General features: G+C 30.0%; 15 protein-coding genes. 3 read left to right on the plus strand and 12 right to left on the minus strand.

The window, feature by feature from the left end; all coding sequences use genetic code 11:
• Positions 1-122 precede the first annotated feature (122 nt).
• Entirely contained in the window at positions 123-1,535 is a 1,413-nt protein-coding gene (locus tag ACREVX_RS12165; RefSeq protein ID WP_431544449.1) for a PhoH family protein, read from the minus strand.
• A 173-nt stretch (positions 1,536-1,708) separates the two neighbouring features.
• Here ACREVX_RS12165 and perR point away from each other — a divergent pair, with 173 nt between their 5' ends.
• The gene (gene perR, locus ACREVX_RS12170; RefSeq protein WP_431544450.1) at positions 1,709-2,119 is read left to right on the plus strand and encodes a transcriptional regulator PerR; all 411 of its coding nucleotides are present in this window, start codon (positions 1,709-1,711) and stop codon (positions 2,117-2,119) included.
• A 74-nt stretch (positions 2,120-2,193) separates the two neighbouring features.
• On the opposite strand, the gene ACREVX_RS12175 is transcribed toward perR, so the two are convergent.
• On the minus strand, positions 2,194-3,435 hold the full coding sequence (locus ACREVX_RS12175; protein WP_431544451.1) for an ABC transporter substrate-binding protein: 1,242 nt from the start codon (positions 3,433-3,435) through the stop codon (positions 2,194-2,196).
• A gap of 101 nt (positions 3,436-3,536) precedes the next feature.
• Here ACREVX_RS12175 and ACREVX_RS12180 point away from each other — a divergent pair, with 101 nt between their 5' ends.
• Positions 3,537-4,496, plus strand: a complete 960-nt coding sequence (locus ACREVX_RS12180; RefSeq protein ID WP_431544452.1) for a VCBS repeat-containing protein — start codon at positions 3,537-3,539, stop codon at positions 4,494-4,496.
• A gap of 265 nt (positions 4,497-4,761) precedes the next feature.
• Entirely contained in the window at positions 4,762-5,148 is a 387-nt protein-coding gene (locus ACREVX_RS12185) for a bactofilin family protein (RefSeq protein ID WP_431544453.1), read from the plus strand.
• Positions 5,149-5,236: 88 nt separating this feature from the next.
• Here ACREVX_RS12185 and ACREVX_RS12190 read toward each other — a convergent pair whose 3' ends face one another.
• The 10 genes from ACREVX_RS12190 to ACREVX_RS12235 all read right to left on the minus strand — a co-directional run bounded on the left by ACREVX_RS12190 (position 5,237) and on the right by ACREVX_RS12235 (position 16,994).
• Positions 5,237-6,283 carry a hypothetical protein gene (locus ACREVX_RS12190; protein ID WP_431544454.1) on the minus strand — a complete coding sequence of 349 codons (1,047 nt, stop codon included), beginning with the start codon at positions 6,281-6,283 and terminating at the stop codon, positions 5,237-5,239.
• A gap of 54 nt (positions 6,284-6,337) precedes the next feature.
• The gene (locus tag ACREVX_RS12195; RefSeq protein ID WP_431544455.1) at positions 6,338-6,577 is read right to left on the minus strand and encodes a hypothetical protein; all 240 of its coding nucleotides are present in this window, start codon (positions 6,575-6,577) and stop codon (positions 6,338-6,340) included.
• A gap of 117 nt (positions 6,578-6,694) precedes the next feature.
• Positions 6,695-7,120 (minus strand): hypothetical protein, encoded by a 426-nt coding sequence (locus tag ACREVX_RS12200; protein ID WP_431544456.1) that lies wholly within the window; start codon positions 7,118-7,120, stop codon positions 6,695-6,697.
• A gap of 354 nt (positions 7,121-7,474) precedes the next feature.
• On the minus strand, positions 7,475-8,068 hold the full coding sequence (gene yihA, locus ACREVX_RS12205; RefSeq protein WP_431544457.1) for a ribosome biogenesis GTP-binding protein YihA/YsxC: 594 nt from the start codon (positions 8,066-8,068) through the stop codon (positions 7,475-7,477).
• A 27-nt stretch (positions 8,069-8,095) separates the two neighbouring features.
• Positions 8,096-10,408 (minus strand): endopeptidase La, encoded by a 2,313-nt coding sequence (lon, locus tag ACREVX_RS12210; protein ID WP_431544458.1) that lies wholly within the window; start codon positions 10,406-10,408, stop codon positions 8,096-8,098.
• 246 nt (positions 10,409-10,654) lie between these two features.
• Positions 10,655-12,352: an ATP-dependent protease LonB gene (gene lonB, locus ACREVX_RS12215; RefSeq protein ID WP_431544459.1), complete on the minus strand. Its 1,698-nt coding sequence runs from the start codon at positions 12,350-12,352 to the stop codon at positions 10,655-10,657.
• 266 nt (positions 12,353-12,618) lie between these two features.
• Positions 12,619-13,911, minus strand: coding sequence for an ATP-dependent Clp protease ATP-binding subunit ClpX (gene clpX, locus ACREVX_RS12220; RefSeq protein WP_431544460.1), 1,293 nt, complete (start codon positions 13,909-13,911; stop codon positions 12,619-12,621).
• A 48-nt stretch (positions 13,912-13,959) separates the two neighbouring features.
• Positions 13,960-14,544 (minus strand): ATP-dependent Clp endopeptidase proteolytic subunit ClpP, encoded by a 585-nt coding sequence (gene clpP / locus ACREVX_RS12225; protein ID WP_431544461.1) that lies wholly within the window; start codon positions 14,542-14,544, stop codon positions 13,960-13,962.
• Positions 14,545-14,695: 151 nt separating this feature from the next.
• Positions 14,696-15,988, minus strand: coding sequence for a trigger factor (gene tig / locus ACREVX_RS12230; RefSeq protein WP_431544462.1), 1,293 nt, complete (start codon positions 15,986-15,988; stop codon positions 14,696-14,698).
• A 220-nt stretch (positions 15,989-16,208) separates the two neighbouring features.
• Positions 16,209-16,994, minus strand: coding sequence for a sugar phosphate isomerase/epimerase family protein (locus ACREVX_RS12235; protein WP_431544463.1), 786 nt, complete (start codon positions 16,992-16,994; stop codon positions 16,209-16,211).
• Between the last annotated feature and the right edge of the window lie 7 nt (positions 16,995-17,001).

Raw genomic sequence — 17,001 nt, forward strand, 5'->3', positions numbered from 1 at the left:
ACATTAAAACTATATATTTTAAAACAAAATTTAGATGTAATTTCTGTGAATAAGACTATTATATGTTTTTTTTTTGCAAAAGAGAGCATAAATCTTTATACCCTCTTCATAGAAATGCACTTTTATAGTTTTTTAGACCCCTCATATGCTATTGGAGACCTCTCACATTCATCATATTTTAAAGTAACTTGATAACACAAGTCACTACCTTTCATTTTTTCTGAGGCATAACACAAGCCATTTGATCTTGAATCAAGGAAAGGATGGTCTATTTGCTCTGGGTCACCTATTAGTATAAGTTTTGTTCCAGCGCCAACTCTAGTAATTATTGCCTTGACTTGTTTTGGGGACAAATTTTGTGCCTCATCTATAATTACCCAGTTTTTAACTATAGATCTTCCTCTAAGGTATGCAACAGCTTCGGTAGTTATAATTCTTCTTTCAAACAAGTCATTTATCTTATCTAATAATAGCTTTTCATTTTTATAACGCTCTTTTTCATCAGATTCCACAAGTATCTCTAAGTTATCAAATATTGGCCTCATGAATGGTGATATTTTTTCTTGTTCTGTACCAGGTAAAAAACCTATTTCTTCATCCATGGTAACATTAGGCCTGCAGATCAAAATTCTCCTATAATGCTCACCACCTTGGTGGTGCTCACCACCTTGGTGGTGTTCACTAGTGTCTTGCATTATCTTTTGAAGCCCCACTGCCAATGAAAATAGTGTTTTAGCTGTTCCCGCTGGTCCTTTAATAATTACGAGTGGAGCTTTCTCAGCATTAATACTTAAAGCCTCTAGCATAAATCTTTGTCCTACATTTCTTGGCACTACTCCTAATGGTTTACTTTCTTTATTATAAAGTGGCACCACGCTCTTCCCATCATATCTGCCTAGAGCTGTTTGTTTAGGATTTTCAATTGAATGTATTATTAAGAATTGATTTGTGTATAAAGATGGAATGTTATATTCATTCAAATCCTCATCATACTTAAGTAAAGCATCAACTTCTAAATTTCTATTGCTGTAAAATTCCTGAAGTTTTTCTGTAGATACAAACACCTCTTCTCTTCCAGTATATTGGTCGTCATACTCAGGTACAAATTTTTCATAATAATCTTCAACATTAATATCTACTGCATCCGCTTTTATTCGTTGAAATATATCTTTAGTTATTAACCATACATCCTCACCTTGTTCTTTAAGACCTTTACATACCTGTAATATCCTATTATCGGCTTTATCTTTATTCCAAGAAGCAGGAATTTTAGTATCATAGTGGTTCATTTCTACTCTAAGCCTTCCCCCACTTTCTAAATCAATACCCTCATTTAGTTTTCCTTGCTTTCTTAGTTTATCAATAAGCCTAGCGGCGTATCTGGCATTAGCTCCCAAATCACTTTTATCTTTCTTAAAACTATCTAGTTCTTCTAATACTACTTCAGGTATTATTACATCATTATCTCCAAAAGATAATATAGCACTAGGTGAATATAAAATAACATTGGTATCTAACACATAGGTCTTTTTCAAAATATCAGCACCCCTCTCTCTATTACTAATATATGTTAGTTATCCTATAAATGAATTGAAAATTAAATAAAATTTATAATTGCTGTTAGCTTTATATTATTTTTTTGACAAGTAATAAGATTTATTATATAATAAAACTTATAATAGATTAATAATATTATAGGATGGTGTATATGGATAACATTACGACAATTTTTAAAGAGAAAAAATTAAAGCTTACGCCTCAACGTATTGCTGTTTACAAATATCTTCAATCTACAAAAGAACATCCCTCAGCAGAAGTAATTTACAAAGCTCTACAACCAACATATCCTACTATGAGTTTGGCTACAGTTTATAAAGCATTAAAAACGCTTATAGAAGTAGAACTTATAATAGAACTTAACGTAGGTGAAGGTAATTTTAGATATGATGGTAATATGTCATCACATCCTCACATACAGTGCATAAATTGCGGTAGAGTTGATGACATAGAAGGTATAACTTTCTCAAATGCCTGCCAAGATGTAAAACAGTATACTAGCTATGAAGTTATCTCAAGTAAAATTTATTTCTATGGTTTATGTAAAAATTGCAAAAAATAATTTAGTAACTTAAAATGGAGTATGAAACTTAATTCATGCTCCATTTTTGATTTATTATAGAGATTCAATCCAAATTATTTATAACTTTTTTCCAATAATTCTTCCCACTCTTTAGAATTATACCCACCATCTAAAATCCTCTTTAAAGTTAAAAGCAAGTTGTTTTTTACACTTTCCGGTAAATTATTTAATATAAGCATACTATTATCGTTAGCCTTATACATATGTTCAATCATCAATTTTCCATTACCTGATACTTTATTATTTGCAATAATGTTTCCACTTATAATCCCCTTTTGTACAATTTTTGCTTGAACTTCATCGCTATATATATGTTTAATGAAAGCATCAACATTTTGGGTATTTTTTGCATTAACTGGCACACTTAGTAATGAATTAATTATAATAGGAATGTTTGTACCAAAGTTTGAATCATTATCATACTCTCCTATAACGCCAATATTTTCTGCGCTAAGTACAGAATTGTAATAGGAGGTAGATACGAGTAGTGGCGAGTCTCCATTAACAAAGTTAATAACGGTTTGTTTGTTGCCTAAGACAAAGGAATTATTAGTAATTCCTTTGTCTTTTGTAATGGAACTAAATTCTTTAAATATTTCCTGTACATTCTTCAACTTTTTATACGACTGCTCACCACTATCATACTTATCTTCGATTTCATGAATATTTATATACTTACTAGATATTAGTGAAAATAGGTATCCATTTACATCCATATTATCAGGTAGCGCTACTGGAGTTTTATCACCTTTCTTGTTTAATTGAGTTAGCACACTTAACCATTGATTTAGATTATTAGGATTCGAAATATTTAGCTTCTTTAAATTTGTCTTATTGTATAGTAGTTCAATAGAATATGGCATAACTCCGATACCATAGTACTTATCTCCTACTCTTCCATAAGATCCCATAATATGATAATATCTATCACTTATAGTATTTTCATCATAAGTTTGTTGTAGATCACTCAAAACTCCATTTTTACTAAGTTCAATAAGCGAATTTCTATTTGTAAAAAGTATATCTACTTCCGTTCCCAAATTAATAGTCTCCATAATATCACTCTTATCCACTAGTAAGTCATTAAGTTTTATTTCAACATCTGGATTGTTTTTTTTGAAATCATCAATTAAAAATTTTATTACCTGGGAAGAATATTCGTCAGTAGTATCTAAAAATATATTCAATTTTTTTTGTTCTTCTTTATTAGATTTACATGAGCATAGTCCAAGTACCATAGTTAAAATTATAAAAACACTACATAGTTTCTTCATTGTCATTAAAGTTTTTTTCACAAGTTCACCTCATTATATTTTTAATTTTAATTTTATTTATTTTTAAAATAGATTAATTAAATAGATTATTGATACATATAATTTAATAGGGGGTGGAATATATGAAGTTACAGGTAATATTTTTTAAAAAGAAAAATATTTATTATACACTAGCGATTATTATCTTTCTTACAATAATTACGTTCCTTTTGTTATCTCAAAAAAGTTCTACAACTACCTTTGATATTGTTAATGAACCAAAAATGATGTTGTCTGATCTAACAGGGGATGGAGTTAAAGATATTCTCTACATAAAAACTGAGAAGGATAAATATTATATTCAGATAAATTCAGAAGATAAAAGCTATTATCTAGAACCATCTAAAAAAATTAGTACTGTTGGAAATTATTATCCACAGTGGCCAATGAGAATTACTTTAATGGACATATCCAGGAACAAAATACCTGAAATATTTACCCAAGCCTCTGTAGAGGATACAGCATCACAAAATACTGAACCTATTCAGCATGTTTTTCTTTGGAATGGCGAAAAATTTGACGATATATTTTGCAGCACTAACAATATCTTAGGTTTCATAGATAGTAAAAATAATAAGACACCTAAAGTTATATCTGGAAGCATTAAAGAAGGAAGCCTTAATTTTACCAGTTATATTTTGATTAAAAAAAGTCTAAAGTCTTATGACTACAACTATACTAATAATTATATGGGTAAGAACACGGTACTAGGTTTCATAAATCTTATGGAAAGTTTTCCACTTGCAGAATTAAATATATCAAAAGATCTTTTCTCAGCTGATTTAAACGGTAATGACATCTCGTTATTAGGTGATTTATCAACAAAAAAAATGCGTTTTAACTTTCAGGATGCTGTTTTCAAAGATTCCAATTGGGGTAAAGATGGCAATGCCAGTGAAATTCTTTGGACATTAAATTTTAAAGCATCTAATACAGAGAACTTGAAAGAAACAAAAAACTATACAATAGAATTAATCGTAAAACTTCTAACTAGTAGCGATAAAAATTCCACATTTAAGATAAGTTCTATAAATATTAAGTAATATACTAAAGATATTAAATCATATATATTAATATCTTTTACAAAATTACAAAAGGGACCGTATTATCGGTCCCAAGGGGATGGGGGGGTTACGCATAAAATAATTAATTTTATGCAAATAGAGATTTCACTCTCATTACATTAATAATATTAACCTTTTCACGTAATTTTATTCATTATAAATATAATTTACAATATTTTTATAAATTATATTTATCTTAGAATATGATTTAATTCAAGTATATAATTTAATTGGGGGTATTTATATGTTTAATAATAAGGAAAAAGACACAGATAGAATTGAAACTTTAATTGGTGCACAATGTCATATAATTGGTTCTTTGAATGGAAATGGTTTATTAAATATAGATGGTTCCATAGATGGGGATATAATTTGTGATGACGATGTAATACTTGGTGAATCCGCTCGTGTAAATGGAAATACGGCTTGTAATAATGCTTATATAAACGGTTTAATCCAAGGAAATATATCTTGTAAAAGTACCTTAACCATACAAAGTTGTGGTAAGGTTACAGGGGATATTTCCGTAAAAAAATTAGTAATTTCTGAAGGTGGCCTTCTTGATGGAAAATGCACTATGATAAATTATGAGAATCCTAACATTGAACCTGATAATCTGATGACAGAATAATTTATAATAAAAACAACATATAAAAATAAAATTTATATGTTGTTTTTATTAATATATAATAGTTTATAAACTATTATTTTTAAAAATACTAGTGTCTTAAGTTGTAATTTTCTTCTACAATTCTATTGAGATTTTCAAGTTTCTTCTCATCTACAAGGTGAGCTAATATATATATAATCTCACCTTTATCTCCATCCTCTAATTCTTCTAAGACACTATGTGTACCTTCTTTAGTACTAGTATGTTTAAATTCAACATCATTATTTTCAGATGAATTATTGCTATCAAATGAATCATTATCTTCGAACGAATTATTATTTGATACCGAATTCATCATATCGGTAAGATTTAAATTATTTAGATCTAAATTATTTAAGTCTATTCCAGATAACATATTTGAAATTTGGCTTAAATCTATATCACCCATACCTGAAAAAAGATTTGATAATTCATTTTCTTGTTCAGCATCGTCTGTACCTACAAAATTATTATTACCTTTACTTTCATTATTATTATTATTATTATTAGTTTTGTTATTATTATTGGTTTTGTTATTGCCTTTTGAACTATTTGATGTTGTATTAGTATTAGTATTAGCTGTATTAGAATTTCCTACGTTTGCCCCATTCGTTAAGTTGCTTAACATGTTATTACCCTGCCCTCCTAAACTACCTAACAAATTTGATAACATATTATTATCTTGCCCACCTAAACTTCCAATTAAATTTCCTAATATATTATTATCCTGCCCACCTAAAGTTCCCATCAGGTTTCCTAATATGTTGTTATCTTGCCCTCCTAAACCTGAAAGTAAGCCTTCAAGCATACCACCACCACTACCACTGCCACCGTTATTATTTCCTCCGAGAAAACTAGAAATTAATCCAATTAAAGGACTTGCAGAACTCCCATTCAACATTTGTGCCAATGGGTTGTTATTCGAGCTATTATTGTTATTGTTATTCCCATTATTATTATCGTTATTACTGTTATTACTGTTATTACTGTTATTATTGTTATTTCCGTTGTTACCATTGTTACCATTGTTACCGTTGTTACCGTTGTTATTGTTATTGTTATTGTTGCTATTCCCATTATTCATATTATTTCTATCATGCTTATGATGTTTTGACATTTTTATCACCTCATTTATAAATGGGAGAGCATTAAGCTCTCCCTGATTTTTTAATTAGCAACCGCAGCTTTTGACTGCATTTCCACCATATCCACCTTTGCAAAAACAAAAACCTAAGAATAATAATATTAATAAGAAAGCATTCTTGTTTTCAAGTAGGCATGTTCTTTGAAGTATTATTAGTAGTATTATTGCACAAATTGGATTTGTGCATAAACTTGCAGCTGAATTGCCACCGCATCCTTGCTCAGTAACTCCACAGCATTTATTTTCACGACATCTTCTTTTAGACATATAAAACTCCCCTTTCTGGGCCAAATTTTAATGTGTTACATATTTCAGCTAAAGTTAAGAACATTTTATTTTTCGAATTGTTACTCTATAGTTATTCATCCTAACAATTTATATTAATTATTCATCGTCACAACTGTCTAAGTTAATAATATTGTTTGTACATCCTTTGTTTTGTCTGCCATTTCCACTACATACGAGTAAAAGTATTAATACTATAATCCAAATACCACTTCCTCCGCCACATCCGCCACCGAAACCGCCTAATCCAAATATCCCATTGCCACTACCACTTGATCCACATCTACAAAGTTCCTTGCAGTGTTTCGGCTCGCATCCGCATACAGTTCCATTATCTTGTCCTTGTCCTTGGTTAGAGAATAAGAGCAATAAAACAATAATCCAAATTATTGATCCTCCGCCACCAAAGCCTCCTCCACCGCCATGATCACAGTCACAACTGCCGCCATTGTTGTTGTTACAGCTATTATTGGATCCGTTTTTTTGAGACTCAGCTAATCCACTTAATAAGCTATTCATGTCCATATAAATTCCCTCCTTATATTAATTTTTGTTTTTTTAACTTTTAATCTTTTTCTTTTGTTTCTAATATATACTATTCTGCTGAAAACATATTGATACAAAATAGTTTTTTTCTTGTATATAAAAAATAGTTTTTTCTTTTTTAAACTTTCAAAACCTTTTCTTTTGTTTTCTAATATATACTATTCTGATAAAAATAAATTGATACAAAAATCATCTATAACTCTAAGTAAAAATCTCATATTTCTTTACCACTATAAAAAGGTAAAAAAAATAGACCTTATCACTTTGTGCACTAAATATTAGCTTGCACGCCATAATATAAGTCTATTTTAATATGATTTATTTTTAGTTACATTATTCTTGTATATCATTATCATGAAACATATTATTAAGTAAATCATTCACACCAGTTTTTTTGAGTGATGAAATATTAATAATTTCTTCATGTGCTTCAAGTTCCAGTGTTTCCCTTATTAATTTATTGTTTTTCACTAGTTCCGTTCTATTTAACTTATCTTTTTTAGTTGCAACTATTACAACCTCATATCCAAAATGTTTAATCCATCCATACATTAAAAGATCGTCTTTAGTTGGCTTACGTCTACAATCCACAAGTAATGCTACCTTTTGGAGTTGTGGTCTACGAATTAAATAATCTTCCATCATCTTACCCCATTTAGCTTGTTCACTTTTAGATACTTTTGCATATCCGTATCCTGGCAAATCAACAAAATAAAAGCTGTTATTTATTAGAAAAAAGTTTATAAGTCTAGTTTTTCCAGGTGTCCCACTAACTTTAACTAGCTTTCGTCTATTTGTTAAAGTGTTTATTAAAGAGGACTTACCCACATTTGACCTACCTACAAAAGCATACTCCACTCTATTATCAGTGGGATATTGTGCAGGTTTTACTGCTGAAATTATGAACTCTGATTGTTTTATCTCCATTATATATATCTCTCCATTTAATGTATTTTAAAGCAATGCATTTTCAAGTACGTCTTCTACTTTATTTGCAATTATAAACTTTAGTTTATCTTTAATAGTCTTTGGTATTTTTTGTATGTCCTTTTCATTATCCTTAGGAATTATAATTGTATCAATACCTGCTCTATAAGCAGCTAATGATTTTTCTTTAAGCCCACCAATAGGTAACACTCTTCCTGTTAGCGTAATTTCACCTGTCATTGCTACATTGTGTCTTACTTTTTTATTAGTTAAAGCAGATACCATTGCGGTAATCATAGTTACTCCTGCTGAAGGACCATCTTTAGGCACTGCTCCCTCAGGTACATGAATATGAATGTCTTTATTTTTATAAAAATCCTTATCAATATTATATTTACTTGCATTAGCTCTAACATAACTGTACCCAGCCTTAGCAGATTCTTTCATAACATCACCTAATTGCCCTGTAAGTTGAAGCTTTCCAGTTCCGTCCATAGCGCTCGCTTCCACAGGCAATGTAACTCCACCAACCTCAGTCCATGCTAATCCAGTTACAACACCAACTCCATCTTCTGTATCAGCCTTATCATATGTATATAAAACAGGACCTAAGTACTTTTTAACATGAGTTGTTGTAACATTAACATTCTCTTTACCCTTTTCAACCATTTGTGTTATTGCTTTTCTTATAACAGAAGCAATCTTTCTTTCAAGGTTTCTAACTCCTGACTCTCTTGTATAATTTTCTATAATACAATTAATTGATGAATCAGAAAAAATTATTTTTTCTCGCTGCATATTATGTTCTTCTAACATCTTTGGAATAAGATGATTTTTAGCAATATGGAATTTTTCTTCTGATGTATAACCTGATACCTCAATGATTTCCATTCTATCTAATAATGGTCTTGGAATAGTATCTAATTTATTTGCAGTAGTGATAAATAAAACCTTTGATAAATCAAAGTCGAGTTCTAAGTAGTGATCCCTAAAACTTGCATTTTGTTCACTATCCAAAACCTCCAGTAATGCATCTGCGGGGTCACCCTTAGAGTCACCGCTCATTTTATCAATCTCATCTAACAGGAATAACGGATTTTTAGATCCCGCTTGTTTCATAGCATAAATAATTCTACCTGGAATTGCACCCACGTAAGTTTTTCTATGTCCTCTTATTTCAGCCTCATCTTTTACTCCACCTAGTGACATTCTAACAAAGTTTCTATTTAATGCATTTGCAACGGATTTAGCTATAGATGTTTTACCTACTCCTGGTGGACCAACTAAACAAAGTATAGGTCCCTTAAGTGTATTGCTAATTTTTTTAACTGCTAGATATTCTATTATTCTTTCCTTAACTTCCTCAAGCCCATAATGTTCTTTTTCAAATACTTGTCTAGCTTTTTTAATATCAATATTATCTTTAGTTGATTTATTGAAAGGCAACGCTAATATCCAATCTAAATATGCCCTTATCACTCCACCTTCAGCGGAATAATTCCCTGAGTTTTTCAATTTATTTAATTCATAAGTTGCTTTTTCTTTAACATCTTTAGAAAGTTTTGCTTTTTTTATTTTAATTTCATATTCAGCTATTTCTTTCTTATTTTCGTCGTCTTCCCCTAACTCTTCTTGTATAGCTTTCATTTGTTCTCTTAGATAATATTCTTTTTGGATTTTGTCAATTCTACCTTTGACCTTACCGCCAATCTTTTTTTCTATTTTCAACACTTCAAGCTCATTTTTTAATATAGATAACAATTTTTCAAGTCTTTTAATGACATCTAACATTTCAAGTAATTCTTGTTTCTCACTCTGTTTTAATATTAAGTATGAACTTACCATATCACAATATCTGCCTGGCTCTTCTGTTTCCTCTAAATTAAGTAATGCATCCGGAAAATTGTTAACAGATAGATTTACATATTCTTCAAATGCCTTATCTATAAGTCTAATGTATGCTTCACATTTCTTATCATCAGAGCAAAGTTCATCTTCTATAATTTCTACTTCAACTTTTACGAAAGGTTCCTTGTCTTTGTATAAGAAAATCTTACCTCTTTTTATTCCTTCAACTAGTACCCTAATTGTATCTCCTGGTAACTTTAATATTTGCTTAACATTACAAATAGTACCAATATCATATATATCCTTTTCTTCTGGCTCTTCAATTTTTGATTGCTTTTGTGAAACCAAAAAAATTTCTTGATTATTTAGCATAGCATCTTCTAATGCAAGTATAGATTTTTCTCTACCAACGTCAAAGTGCAATACCATATACGGAAATATATTCATACCTCTTAGCGGAATTAACGGAAGAAGTTTAGTGTTTTTATCCATTTTTCTCCCTCTTTTCTATATTATATTAATCGTCTTCTATTTAATGTTATATCATTTTTGATTTTACATTAATCAGATATCATAAACTATAAATACTAATTCATTATGTTTTTATAGTTACACTATATTTATATAGTGCCACTACTATATTATACCTATAATATACCTACTTTTCAATACTACATAATTTAAAAAAGGTAATCCATAATAATTAAATATGGATTACCTTTTTTATACTAAAATATATTAAATTTTTATTGATTCTGCTACTACTGACTCTGCTGCTATAATATCCACTTCCGGCTCAAATATGTTCGTAATCTTTTTAGGTGTATCCTGAATTAATGCTTCCTTAATTACCTGGTCAATACTACTCACTGGTATAATCTTGATACCTTCTATATTTTTAAAGCTATCTTGCCAATTATCACGGGGAATAATAACTCTTGTAGCCCCTGCCTTTTTTGCAGCAGCAATCTTGGCATTAACCCCACCTATTGGTTTTACACTGCCATGTATTGATATCTCTCCTGTCATTGCAACCATATTATCAACTGGTATACCTTTTATTGCACTATATATTGCTGATAATATACTTACACCTGCTGATGGACCATCAACAGGTGATCCTCCTGGAAAGTTTACATGGATATCATAATCATCACAATCTATACTAAAATATTTTTCAAGGACTGTAACAACATTTTCTACTGAAGACCTTGCAGTACTTTTTCTTCTTAATTTTTTATTAGTACTACTTATTTCTTCTTCTTCAATAATCCCTGTTATTTTAAGAACACCTTTTCTTAGTTTTATTCTTTTGGCACTAGCCTCAATTTCCATTACCGCACCTATATTGGCTCCATAAACCGCAAGGCCATTTACATAACCAATTTGTGGTTTATCGGATATTCTTGATTCAATCCTTGGAGAGTACTGTCCATTTTCTATAACCCATTCGATATCTTCAATACTCACTTCTTCTCTTTCCTCATTAATAGCCATTCCACAAGCTAATTGAATTAAATTAACAGTATCGCGACCATTGCTAGAGTATTTGCCTACAAGGTCTAATGCCTCATCACAAATTTTAAGGCCCATTTTTTTTATTGAATTTGCAGCAATTATCTGTAATTCTTCTGGAAGTAACGCCCTAAAAAATATTTCTATACACCTCGACCTTATTGCCGGAGTTATTTCCTCTGGATTACGTGTAGTTGCACCTATCAGCCTGAAATCAGCAGGTAGCCCTTCATCAAAAACTTCTTTTATATAAAGTGGTGTATTGGGATCTTCTCCATTATAATAAGCACTATCTAGAAATACTTTTCTATCCTCTAATACTTTTAGGAGTTTATTCATTTCTATTGGATGTAGTTCTCCAATTTCGTCAATAAATAAAATTCCACCATGTGCTTTTGTAACTGCTCCAGGTTTTGGCTGGGGCACTCCAGCCACTCCCAAGGGTCCAGCTCCTTGGTAAATGGGATCATGAACTGAACCAATAAGCGGATCAGCTATTCCTCTTTCATCAAACCTAACAGTAGTCCCATCTATTTCTACAAATTTTGAATGTTCATTAAAAGGAGATTTTTCTCTTTTTTTAGCATCTTCAAGAACTAATCTAGCAGCTGCCGTTTTACCTATACCAGGCGGGCCATAAATTATAACATGTTGTGGGTTAGGTCCACATATTGCTGCTTGTAATGCTTTTATCCCTTTTTCTTGGCCTATAACTTCTTCAAATTTAGTTGGTCTACTTTTTTCTGTAAGCGGCTGTGTAAGACTTATCTTTTTCATTTTCCTTAAGTTTTCCATTTCTTTTTTATTTTCCTTATTGACAGTCACCTTGCTACTTTGCTGTGACTTTAATGCATTAAAAAAGTATAATCCAATAACTATTGTAAAAAAGAGTTGAATTGCCATTAAAAGTTTCATTGTCATATTAATTAAAGCTTAACACTTAATATATTAAGCTAATCCTCCTTCACATATTAAATTTGCATATTCTAGTAAATATTGCATTATTTTTATTATGCTCAAGTATCGCTTAATATATTCTTTTTTAACATAGAATTTTCATATTTTAACGCAATTTCATAATATTTTTTATAATACTATCCTTGTTATAGTTTCAAAGTTTTACTTTTAAACAGAAAAAAAGACAGATACATAATCTGTCTTTTAACTACATTTATAATATTTATTTACTATGCTGTTTCAGGACCTTTTTTAGTTTTAATTTTTTTTGTAAGTTTTAAATTCTCTCTTTTGCCATTTTCAACTAAAACTAATTGTGGAACTCTGGTTCTAATAGTTTCTTCATTAATTATTACTTTAGATACTTGTTCATTCGACGGAATATCAAACATAATTTCCTTCATTGTATCTTCTATAATAGATCTAAGACCCCTAGCTCCAGTTTTTCTTTTAATAGCTTCTTTAGCTATAGCTTTTAAGGCTGCTTCTTCAAACTCTAACTCTACGTTATCCATCTCGAATAATTTCTTATATTGTTTTATAAGCGCATTTTTAGGTTCACTAAGTATACTAACTAATGCCTCTTCATCTAATGCTTCAAGAGTAACTACTATAGGAAGTCTGCCTACAAACTCTGGTATTAAACCAAATTTTAATAAATCTCCTGGCATTATAGACTTTAAGAGTTCGCCTACATTTACTTCTTCTTTTGATCTTATTTCAGCTCCGAAACCAACAGATGTTGTTCTAGTTCTTTTCTCTATAATTTTATCAAGGCCATCAAACGCTCCTCCACAGATAAATAAAATGTTAGCTGTGTTTATCTGGATAAACTCTTGGTGAGGATGTTTTCTTCCACCTTGTGGTGGAACTGATGCTGTAGTTCCTTCTAATATTTTAAGTAATGCCTGTTGAACTCCTTCTCCAGACACATCTCTAGTTATTGAAGGATTTTCAGATTTTCTAGCTACCTTATCTATTTCATCAATATATATAATACCTTTTTCCGCTTTTTCTACATCATAATCAGCATTTTGTATCAATTTAAGTAGGATATTTTCTACATCTTCTCCTACATAACCTGCTTCAGTAAGCGTAGTCGCATCTGCTATAGCAAAAGGAACATTTAAATATTTTGCTAATGTTTGAGCGAGGAGTGTCTTACCACACCCTGTAGGTCCAAGTAGTAATATATTACTTTTTTGGAGCTCTACGTCACCTTCATTAACGTTAGAATTTGTTCTTTTATAATGATTATAGACTGCAACCGCTAGTGACTTTTTAGCAGTATTTTGACCAACTACATAATCATCTATATATTTTTTTATTTCTGACGGCTTAGGTAATGAACCTAGGTCTAGTTCAACATCTCCCTGGAATTCATCTACGATTATTTCAGAACATAATTCTATACATTCATCACATATATATACGCCTGGCCCTGCAATTAATCTTCTAACTTGTTCTTGGGTTTTACCACAAAATGAACATTTAAGTTGTTTTTTTTCATCAAATTTTGTCATATTTTCACCTCTACTAACATTATTTGTCTTAAAATCATTTCTTTAAAGTTATTTCTTTTTAGATATAACCTCATCTATTAATCCATATTCCATAGCCTCTTGTGCACTCATGAAATAATCTCTTTCAACATCATGTTGAATTTTCTCTATTGGCTGTCCAGTTCTTTCACTGTATATCCTATTTAATGTATCTTTAGTTTTTATGATTCGTTTTGCATGGATGTCGATATCAGTTGCCTGACCTTGAAATCCACCTAAAGGCTGATGTATAAGTATTTCACTATTAGGTAACGCAAATCTTTTTCCTTTTTCTCCAGCATTTAATAAGAAAGATCCCATTGATGCTGCCATACCTATACAAATAGTTGATACTTCTGGTTTTATATATTGCATTGTGTCGTAAATCGCCATTCCTGATGTAATTGATCCTCCTGGACTATTTATATATAAATAGATATCTTTATCAGGGTCTTCAGATTCTAAATATAATAACTGAGCAACAATTAAACTAGCAGTAACATCATTTACCTCTTCTCCTAGAAAAATTATTCTTTCTTTTAATAATCTTGAAAAAATGTCATAAGACCTTTCTCCTCTATTAGTTTGTTCAACAACCATTGGCACTAAACTCATACAACTCACTCCTTTACTCTAATAATAGTATTGCTTGAATAACTAATCTATTCCTTAATTCTATCCCAATTAGATATTTTTAATCATATAACTTTATCCTGTATTTAAAATTAATTGCCAGAGAAATATCTGACAATTAATTTAATGTAATCTAAGCAATAACTTTAGCACTATCCACTAACATTTTTATTACTTTTTCATTTACAACATCAATTTTTAGATATTGTTTTTGTGCCTGCATAATTAAGTCTGCAGTTTTATCTATATCTTTATCTCCATATTGAGTAGCAACTTCTTTTGCTTTTATAAGCATTTCTTCATCAGTAGCGTCGATTCCTTCTGTTTTAGCTATTTCAGTTATTACCAAATCAGTTTTAACTCTCTTTTCAGCTGATTCTTTCATAAATGCTCTAACTTTTTCTTCAGTGTTATTAGTATACTGATAATATGACTCAAGATCTAATCCTTGATTCTTTAATTTATTTTCTAAATCTTTAAGCATTGTGTCAGTTTCTCTTTTTACCATAATTTCTGGGATGTCCATTTCAACATTAGAACATACAGCATCAATTACAGCTTCTTCAAATTCTTTCTTTTCTTTATCTTCACTTGTTAATAAAAGTGATTTTTTAATATCATTTCTTAATTCTTCTAAAGTATCAAATTCTGATACATCTTTAGAAAATTCATCATCAATAGCTGGTAATTCTTTTTCTTTCATGCTTTTAATTGTTACATTAAAAGTTGCAAGTTTTCCGTTTAATTCTTCTCTTCCGTATGCTTCTGGAAAATTAACTTTAACTTCCTTACTTTCTCCAACTTTTAAGCCAACTAATTGTTCTTCAAATGTATCAATAAATGATCCTGACCCAATTTCAAGTTCAAAATCATTTCCTTCTCCACCTTCAAAAGGAACCTCTTCAATAAATCCTTTAAAGTCTATAATTGCTATATTGCCCATTTCAACTGTGCCTTCAAGTTTTTCTTCAATTCTAGCATTTTTTTCTTGCATACCTTTTAATTGGTTTTCAATTTCGTCATCTGTTACTTTATATTCAGTTTTCTTAGCTTCTAGTCCTTTATATTCTCCAAGTTTAACTTCTGGTATAACAACAACTGATGCAGTGTATACAAAGTCTTTTCCTTCCGCAATTTCAATGATATCAATTTTAGGATAATCTAATGGACTTATATCATATTCCTTTAGAGCTTCTGGATATGTATCATCACAACAGAAATTAATAGCATCTTCAAAGAAAACACCTTCACCATACATTTTTTTGATTATATTCATTGGTGCTTTACCTTTTCTGAATCCTGGAATGTTCATAGTTTTTGAATTTTTTGTTACAGATTTTTTTAATGATTTATTAAACCTCTCTGCTTCTACTGTTATTTCTAATTTAATAATATTTTTCTCTAATTTTTCCATTTTAATATTCATTATATTACTCCTCCTAATCGACACAAATGCTTATTCCTTTAAATATTATAACATAACTTTTCAAGTATTTACAAATATTATTAAGCATATTTGCTCAAATAGTCTAATATTATGATTATAACTAAATTTTTTATAATTTACAACATAATTTTAATAATGTTAAAATCTATTAATGTATTTTATATAATAGCTATTATATAGCATTTAACCTCAATTTAAATCAATTAAATTTCAGAGAAACGAAATTTTTCACTTGTATAAGTTCATCATAACTTGAATAATTACTTTTGTAAACTTCTATAATTCCTTTTCCGCTATATCCTACTTTCTTAAGCATATTAGAAATATGCTCATAATTTAAATTTCCTCTTCCAGGTAACAAACAATGATGATTTTCATCTCTATCATTAATATGAAGGTTCACTAGATTACTCCCCATAACATTTATATATTTTTCAATAGAAGTATTAGCTTTGCATGCCTGTTTCAAATCTAAAGTAAAATATATTGGGTACTTACATGAATTAGATAAAAGATTTAATAACCTCAAATCTGATGACATACACCAAGATACATTTTCTTGTGCTAATTTAACACCTTCATCCGCTGCAATATATGAAAGTTCATTATATATGTCCATTACAAATTTAGTGTCAAGCTCATCAAAATTAGTATAACGCATACCATGAAAAGTATAACAACTGGCGCCTAGCATCTTTGCTGCCTTGCATACATCTTTAAAATGTTGTAACATATCAGAGCGTCTCCTATCATATTTATCAAAGAGATATGGTTCAAACGAAGCTGAAAACGCATGAACTGAATTAATGTTAAATTCATAAAGTTCTTTTTTCCCCAGGAGCACCTTCAAAAATTCTTTCTCATATTCACTAGGCGTATTTAAAAATATTTCACCGTGATCAAATCCTAACTCTTTCATCGTCCCTATACTATTTTCTGTATACACATCAGGATAAAAGCAGGCTGAAGATAATCCTATATCCATTGCTTTA

Origin of the sequence: Clostridium sp., assembly GCF_050717545.1 — a bacterium.
Lineage (GTDB): Bacteria > Bacillota > Clostridia > Clostridiales > Clostridiaceae > Clostridium_AD.

What these genes read in the sequence shown, in the direction of transcription:
- perR (WP_431544450.1), top strand. Translation starts at nt 1,709, where the DNA reads ATGGATAACATTACGACAATTTTTAAAGAGAAAAAATTAAAGCTTACG.
- ACREVX_RS12180 (WP_431544452.1), top strand. Translation starts at nt 3,537, where the DNA reads ATGAAGTTACAGGTAATATTTTTTAAAAAGAAAAATATTTATTATACA.
- ACREVX_RS12185 (WP_431544453.1), top strand. Translation starts at nt 4,762, where the DNA reads ATGTTTAATAATAAGGAAAAAGACACAGATAGAATTGAAACTTTAATT.
- ACREVX_RS12190 (WP_431544454.1), bottom strand. Translation starts at nt 6,283, where the DNA reads ATGTCAAAACATCATAAGCATGATAGAAATAATATGAATAATGGGAAT.
- ACREVX_RS12195 (WP_431544455.1), bottom strand. Translation starts at nt 6,577, where the DNA reads ATGTCTAAAAGAAGATGTCGTGAAAATAAATGCTGTGGAGTTACTGAG.
- ACREVX_RS12200 (WP_431544456.1), bottom strand. Translation starts at nt 7,120, where the DNA reads ATGGACATGAATAGCTTATTAAGTGGATTAGCTGAGTCTCAAAAAAAC.
- yihA (WP_431544457.1), bottom strand. Translation starts at nt 8,068, where the DNA reads ATGGAGATAAAACAATCAGAGTTCATAATTTCAGCAGTAAAACCTGCA.
- lon (WP_431544458.1), bottom strand. Translation starts at nt 10,408, where the DNA reads ATGGATAAAAACACTAAACTTCTTCCGTTAATTCCGCTAAGAGGTATG.
- lonB (WP_431544459.1), bottom strand. Translation starts at nt 12,352, where the DNA reads ATGACAATGAAACTTTTAATGGCAATTCAACTCTTTTTTACAATAGTT.
- clpX (WP_431544460.1), bottom strand. Translation starts at nt 13,911, where the DNA reads ATGACAAAATTTGATGAAAAAAAACAACTTAAATGTTCATTTTGTGGT.
- clpP (WP_431544461.1), bottom strand. Translation starts at nt 14,544, where the DNA reads ATGAGTTTAGTGCCAATGGTTGTTGAACAAACTAATAGAGGAGAAAGG.
- tig (WP_431544462.1), bottom strand. Translation starts at nt 15,988, where the DNA reads ATGAATATTAAAATGGAAAAATTAGAGAAAAATATTATTAAATTAGAA.
- ACREVX_RS12235 (WP_431544463.1), bottom strand. Translation starts at nt 16,994, where the DNA reads ATGGATATAGGATTATCTTCAGCCTGCTTTTATCCTGATGTGTATACA.